The following is a 6,469-nucleotide window of genomic DNA, read 5'->3' as shown; positions in this document are numbered from 1 at the left end:
ACGCGGTCTCGATCCCCTGCGACGTCACTCACGAATCGCGATGCCGAACCGCGATCGAGCAGGCGGCCACGAAGCTCGGCGGCATCGACGCGCTCGTGTACGCGCCCGGGATCGGGCCGCTTGCGGCCGTCGAGAGCGTCGATGCGGCGACCTGGCGACGCGCCTTCGATACCAATGTCGTCGGCGCCGCGCTTGCCACCGCCGCCGCGCTCCCACACCTCGAGGAGGCCGGCGGCGTCGCGGTGTACCTCTCCTCGGTGAGTGCCTCGCTCACCCCGCCCTGGCCGGGACTTGCGGCCTACACGACGAGCAAGGCCGCGCTCGACAAGCTCGTCGAGGTGCTGCGCGCCGAGCATCCCCAGGTCGGCTTCACCCGCCTCGTGGTCGGGGACTGCGCCGGCGGTGAGGGAGATGCACGCACGGAGTTTCCCAAGGACTGGGACTTGACCTACGCGGCCGAGGTCCACCCGCTCTGGGAGCAGCGCGGCTACATGAACGGCGGCCTCATCGACGTGGCCGAGCTACTGCGCGTGGTCGATGCCGTCTTGACCTGCCGTGCCACGGTGTCCTCGATCACGTTGGTGCCTCGGCCGCCGGGCTGAACTCCGGCCGGCGCCGGCCAGCGGGCGGCTGCCGGCGGGTCAGCGGCGGAGTTGCGTGACCGACGCCCGCCGGCGGGTGACCTCCGACACCCGCCCGAGGGCTTTCGTGAGCACCCGGTATTGCAGGTTGCCGTAGGGCCACTGGGTCACGACTCGGCCGGTCGGTGACCGGAAGTAGTTGTCGCTCATGGTCCAGGACGTGCCCTCCATCCGCGACTGGAGCCAGCGGAACCACCGACCTTCGAAGCCGGGCCTGACCTCGACGGCGGTGACCCGCTCCCGGACCATGCGCTTGATGGCGCGCACGGCGTATTCCGCCTGGCTCTCGAGCGTCATGACGAGCTCGCCGCCGTTGGTGCCCGGCCCGTAGAGCATGAAGAAGTTCGGGACGCCGGGCACCGTGATGCCCAGGTAGGCGCGCGGCTCGCCCGCCCAGCGCTCGCGGAGGGATTGGCCGTCCCGCCCGACCACCCGAAGACGCGCCAAGTAGTTCGCAGCCGTGAAGCCCGTCGCCATGACGATCACGTCGACGGCTCGCTCCACGCCGTCGGCGTCGACGATGCCGGTCCGGGTGACGGACGCGACGGCGCGGGGAACCAGCTCGACGTTGGGCTGCTTGAGCGCGGGATAGAACGTGCTCGCGAGCACTGGCCGTTTCCCCGGGTACGGGTATGTGGGCGTGACCGCCTCGCGCAAGTCGGGACGCTCGGCGAACTGGCGCGCGATGTACCGCCGACACGCCCGCTCACGAGCCTGATTCAGCTTGGTTCCGGGTCGGACCAGGTCCCCGGACCAGAGGCTCTTCTCGACGAGGTAGCGCAGCCGCCACCGCTCTCGCGTCCGGCGCCACGCCCGCGCGAACGTCGAACGCTCCTCGTCGCTCAGGTCGCGCTCACCCTTCGGCAGGATCCATCCGGGTTCGCGCTGGAAGACGTACAGCTTCTCGACGGTCGGCTGGATGGCCGGAACCACCTGCGTGGCCGAGGACCCCGTGCCGACGACGGCGACCACCTTGCCGGTCAAGTCGTGGTGGTGCTCCCACCGCGCAGTGTGGAACTTCGGTCCCTCGAAGTCGTCCAGGCCCGGCCACTCGGGGTAGCTCGGCACGTTGAGGAACCCGACGGCGCTCACCAGCGCGTTGCACTCGTCAACGGCTCCGTCGTCGAGGTGGACACGCCAAACGTGCCGGTTGTCGTCCCACGTCGCCGACTCGACGGCGGTGCCGAGCCGAAGGTGGCCACGGAGCCCGAACTCGTCGACGGTCTCTTCGAGGTACTTCTGCAGCTCCCGCTGCCGGGCGTGCGTGCGGGTCCAGTCGTACGGCTTGAAGGAGAAGCAGTACAGGTGTGAGCCCACGTCGACCTCGGCGCCCGGGTAGGTGTTGTCCCACCAGGTGCCACCGATCCCGAGCGACGACTCGTAGATCGTGAACGTGTCGATGCCGGCCTGCTTCAGTTTCACGCCGGTGGCGATACCGCCGAAGCCGGCGCCGACGACGGCGACCCTCGGCGTCCCCGCGGGACCGAAGAGCTCCTCGCGTGACGGTCTCACCGGGGACGATCAGCGAACGGCCCGAACCGGCACGTTCGAGTAGCCGGCGACGTTCGCCATGTGGACGCGCCGGAGCCCGTCTCCGTCGACCTCGAGCCGCGCCCAGCGCTTTGCTGTCTCTTCGATGGCGATCTGGCTCTCCATGCGGGCCAGGGCAGCACCGAGACAGGCGTGCGCACCGTGGCCGAAGCCGATGGTGATGCCGGGCTGGCGCTCGATGTTGAAGTCGTCGGCCCGGTCGAACTCGCGTGGGTCACGCGTCGCCGCTCCGGTGATGAGGAGCACAGGGTGGCCCGCCGGGATCGTGCCGCCTTCGAACGTGCGGTCCTTGACACAGAACCGACCCTGGTACTGGGAGGGCGGCCAGTACCGGAGGATCTCCTCGACGGCGCGCGGGATCTTTCCCTGATCGGTGAGGATCTTCTGCCACTGGTCGGGATGCCGCCAGAAGAGCACGACCGCGTTGCCGACGAGCTTCGTGACCGTTTCGGCGCCGGCACCACCGAGCAACGTCGCGAAGCCGGTGATCTCGGTGTCGTCGAGGCCGGTCTCGGCGCCGTCACCGCGATCGACCGTCACCTGCGTGAGCCGCGACAGCATGTCGTCGCCGGGGTTCGCCCGCTTCTCCGCGGTCAGCCGGTGGAAGTACATGCCGTTCTCGAGTGTCGCCCGCTGGTTCTCCTCGCTCGGCTCCAGCTGACCCGGCTCGCGGTGGAGACCGAGGTCGATCCGGTGACGGATCGCCTGACGGTCCGCCTCCGGGACGCCGAGCATCCGAGAGATCACCTCGATCGGGAACGGCGCCGCGAAGTCGGCAACGGCGTCGAACTCGGCCGCATCCTCCAGCTGGTCGAGGAAGCTGCAGATGACCTCACGGACCATGGGCTCCAGCGCGCTCACGGCGCGGGGGGTGAAGACGCGGCTGACGATCGCTCGGAACCGGTCGTGCTCCGGAGGATCCATCATGATGACCTGCCGGTAGCGCCTGACCTCCTCGACGTCGGTGTTGAGGAGCATGAAGAGCTCGATGCCGTGCTCACTCGAGAAGGTCTCCCAATCTCGGTGGGCGGCCAGCACATCGGCGAACCTCGACAGCGCGTAGAAGCCGTAGCGCCCGCTGCGGTACACGGGCGCCTCGTCCCGGAGTCGCCCGTACAGCTCGTACGGATCGTCGAAGAACTCCTCCGAGAAGGGGTCGAAGTCGACGGGCGTCGTGGCGGCGGTCATCGGCGCTCCTGCTGAGCCGGCGCCGCGGCGGGCTGCCGCGGTGACGCCGATGTTAGACGAGTATTGCGCTCTCAAAAATCGGAAACTACATTCTACCTCAGGGTGACGATGAAGCGACGGGCCTGATGGACACGCGGGACACGGCCGAGCAGGCGGAGCTGCGACGCTCGGCTCGCCAGCTCGCTCGTGAGCTCGGTCCCGCGACGGTCGCCGACCTCGACGACGCCACTCGGGCGAAGCGGCTCAGCGCGGCGGTACGCGACGCCGGCTGGCTGGAGCTGCGCGCAGACGGCGGAGACGGCACGCCACTCGCCGGCGGCGTCGAGGCCGCCATCGTCGCCGAGGCGCTCGGGGCGGCGGTGGCCGACGCGGCCTTCGCTGGGCCCGTCCTCGCCGGCGATCTCGCCCGCCGCGCCGGCGTGCAGGTCGGAGACGGCACGGTCGTCGCCTTCGCGCCGTCGCTCGTCGACCTCGCCGTCGTCCACGGCGGGACGACGGCCGCGCCGCTCCACGTGATCGACGGCGGCGGAGAGGTCGACAGCGGGTTCGTGCTGACGCCCGAAGGGTCCGGGCACCGCCTCGCGCGTCTGGGTCTGGACGGCGCAGACGATTCGTCGGGAACCGGGTCGGATCTCAGCCGGTCGGTCCGGACCGTCGGCGCCCAGGCGCCCGTGGTCGTGGTTCCCGACCAGGATCGGCTCCTGACCGACGATGACCTCGCGCTGGTGCGTGCGCTGGGGCTGGCGCTGACCAGCGCCGACCTCGTCGGGGTCATGCGCGGCGTCCTCGACGTGACCGTCGCCTACGCCGCCGAGCGTCAGCAGTACGGCGTGCCCATCGGCTCGTTCCAAGCCGTGCAGCACCTGCTGGCCGAAGCGCGCTGCCTCATGGAGGGGTCGCACAGCGTCGCCCTGCACGCGTCATGGGCGGTGGACAACCTCCCTCCTGACGGCGCGCTCACCGCGGGACGAGTCGCCAAGGCCTACTGCGGGCGCGCCGCTCGGACCGTCGGGGAGACCGCGATCCAGGTGCACGGCGGGATTGGCAACACGTGGGAGTGCATCGTCAACGTCTACCTGCGGCGGGCGCTCCTGTCGTCCCGATGGTTCGGCGACGTTGGCGAGCAGCTGCGCGAGCTCGAGCGCACCCGGCTCGGGGTGGGCGATGGACTTTCGTGACTCCCCGGCGGAAGCGGAGTTCCGCGCCCGCCTGCGCTCGTGGCTCGCCGACAACAACCCCGGCCTCCCCACGTCGTCGACCGACGACGAGTACTGGGCCCGCCAGGCGGAGTGGCACACCACCCTCTACGACGCGGGCTTCTTCGGGCTGAGCTGGCCAAAGCGCTACGGCGGGCTTGAGCTCCCGGCGGTATTCGACGTGATCCTCGACGAGGAGCTCGCGGCCGCCGGCGCGCCGCCGCGACCCAGCCTCGGCTATCTCGTGCAGGGCATCACGGTGCACGGCAGCGACGAGATCAAGGATCGGTTCCTCCCGGGCATCATCAGCGGGCGCGAGCGCTGGTGCCAGGGGTTCAGCGAGCCGGACGCGGGGTCGGATCTCGCCTCGCTGCGCACGACCGCTGTCCGGGACGGTCACGACTATGTGATCAACGGGCACAAGGTCTGGACGAGCTACTCCGACGTTGCCGACTGGTGCTTCCTCCTCGCTCGCACGGACCCCGACGTACCCAAGCACCGGGGCCTGTCGCTCCTCGCGGTCCCCATGAACCAGCCGGGCATCGAGCAGCGGCCGCTGAAGATGATCAACGGCATCGCGAGCGAGTTCGGACAAGTGCTGTTCGATGCCGCCCGGACGCCCGCTACGAACATGATCGGAGAGCCGGGGGAGGGCTGGCGTGTCGCGATGACCATCGTCAGCCACGAGCGCGAGCCCGGAGAGCTCGGCTACGTCGCGCGGTACGCCAAGACCGTCAAGGAGCTGGAAGCCACCGTACGGGCCAATCCCGATTCGTTCCGCTCCGACCAGGTCGACGCCGTCGCGTGGGCGTACGTGCAGACCGAGATGCTGCGCCTGCATGTGTGCCGGCGGCTCTCCGAACGCCTCGATGGAGTCGACCACGGGCCCGGCGGCTCCATCGACAAGCTGCTCATGACCTGGGTCGAGCAGGCCGTCGGCGCCGCCGCGCTCGACGTCGCCGGACCGACGGCGGCAAGCGACGCGCAGGACGAGGCCCTCAAGATCTACCTCTACAGCCGGGCCCAGAGCGTGATGGGGGGCACATCCCAGATTCAGAAGAACATCGTCGCGACCCGCATCCTGGGTCTGCCGACCGCCTGAGCGCTGTTCAGAGGAGCCGAATGGACTACGACCTGCCCGACGTCATCCAGGTGAAGGCCGACGGCCCCGTTCGCATCGTGACGATCTCGCGCCCCAAGCAGCTGAACGCCGTGAACGAGCAGCTCCACAACGCGTTGGCGAACCTGTTCCCGCAGCTCAGCGCAGACCGCGAGGCCCGCGTCGCCGTCATCACTGGCGAGGGCCGGGCATTCTCCGCCGGCGGCGACTTCGGCCTCCTCGACCGGATGGCGAAGGACCGTGGAGTGCGCCGCGACATCCTCGCCGAGGGTCGCGAGATCGTCCTCAACATGGTGCGCTGCCGCGTCCCCGTGATCGCTGCCGTCAACGGGCCGGCGGTCGGCCTCGGGTGCAGCCTCCTCGCGCTCGCCGACGTCGTGTACATAGCCGAGTCGGCGTACCTGTCCGACCCGCACGTGCCGGTCGGGCTCGTGGCCGCCGACGGCGGTCCCGTCACCTGGCCGCTCCACACCAGCCTGCTGCTCGCGAAGGAGTACGCCTTCACGGGGGAGCGGATCACCGCCGCCCGGGCCGCCGAGATCGGGCTCGCAAACCGCGTGCTCCCAGACGACGAGGTGCTACCTGCCGCGCTCGCCACCGCCCACAAGATCGCAGCCCTCCCGCAGCAGGCCGTCGAGGCGACGAAGCGGGTCCTCAACCTCCACCTGGAGCAGGCCGTCCTTACCACGATCGACTTCGCCCTGGCCGCGGAGAACGAGTCGTTCGACACGCCCGAGCTGCGCTCGAACGTGGAACGCTTCCTCGAGAGGTGA

Annotated in this window: 6 protein-coding genes; 4 read left to right on the top strand and 2 right to left on the bottom strand. The window is 69.9% G+C overall.

The features are described 5' to 3' along the window. Window positions 1-602: SDR family NAD(P)-dependent oxidoreductase (locus VG869_11305; protein HEV3451781.1), on the top strand; the 602-nt coding region annotated here is incomplete at its 5' end. A gap of 39 nt (window positions 603-641) precedes the next feature. Here VG869_11305 and VG869_11300 read toward each other — a convergent pair. Both VG869_11300 and VG869_11295 read right to left on the bottom strand, forming a co-directional pair. Beyond that, complete coding sequence (locus VG869_11300; protein ID HEV3451780.1) at window positions 642-2,153, bottom strand: NAD(P)/FAD-dependent oxidoreductase; 1,512 nt, start codon at window positions 2,151-2,153, stop codon at window positions 642-644. A 9-nt stretch (window positions 2,154-2,162) separates the two neighbouring features. Continuing rightward, complete coding sequence (locus tag VG869_11295; GenBank protein ID HEV3451779.1) at window positions 2,163-3,380, bottom strand: cytochrome P450; 1,218 nt, start codon at window positions 3,378-3,380, stop codon at window positions 2,163-2,165. 125 nt (window positions 3,381-3,505) lie between these two features. On the opposite strand from VG869_11295, the gene VG869_11290 reads away from it, so the two are divergent. The 3 genes from VG869_11290 to VG869_11280 are packed head-to-tail and all read left to right on the top strand — an operon-like array spanning window position 3,506 to window position 6,469. Next, entirely contained in the window at window positions 3,506-4,558 is a 1,053-nt protein-coding gene (locus VG869_11290; GenBank protein HEV3451778.1) for an acyl-CoA dehydrogenase, read from the top strand. After that, window positions 4,545-5,678, top strand: coding sequence for an acyl-CoA dehydrogenase family protein (locus VG869_11285; GenBank protein ID HEV3451777.1), 1,134 nt, complete (start codon window positions 4,545-4,547; stop codon window positions 5,676-5,678). Before VG869_11290 ends, VG869_11285 begins: the two co-directional genes overlap by 14 nt. Before the next feature lie 20 nt (window positions 5,679-5,698). Then, window positions 5,699-6,469 (top strand): enoyl-CoA hydratase-related protein, encoded by a 771-nt coding sequence (locus VG869_11280; GenBank protein HEV3451776.1) that lies wholly within the window; start codon window positions 5,699-5,701, stop codon window positions 6,467-6,469.

It is taken from the genome of Acidimicrobiia bacterium, from assembly GCA_035948415.1.
GTDB lineage: Bacteria > Actinomycetota > Acidimicrobiia > IMCC26256 > PALSA-555 > PALSA-555.
The sequence above is the reverse complement of the archived record's forward strand: the minus strand, read 5'-3'. Positions and strand labels throughout refer to the sequence as shown.

Excerpts from the sequence above, each read along its gene's own strand:
- VG869_11295 (HEV3451779.1), bottom strand. The coding sequence starts at position 3,380 with ATGACCGCCGCCACGACGCCCGTCGACTTCGACCCCTTCTCGGAGGAG.
- VG869_11290 (HEV3451778.1), top strand. The coding sequence starts at position 3,506 with ATGGACACGCGGGACACGGCCGAGCAGGCGGAGCTGCGACGCTCGGCT.
- VG869_11285 (HEV3451777.1), top strand. The coding sequence starts at position 4,545 with ATGGACTTTCGTGACTCCCCGGCGGAAGCGGAGTTCCGCGCCCGCCTG.
- VG869_11280 (HEV3451776.1), top strand. The coding sequence starts at position 5,699 with ATGGACTACGACCTGCCCGACGTCATCCAGGTGAAGGCCGACGGCCCC.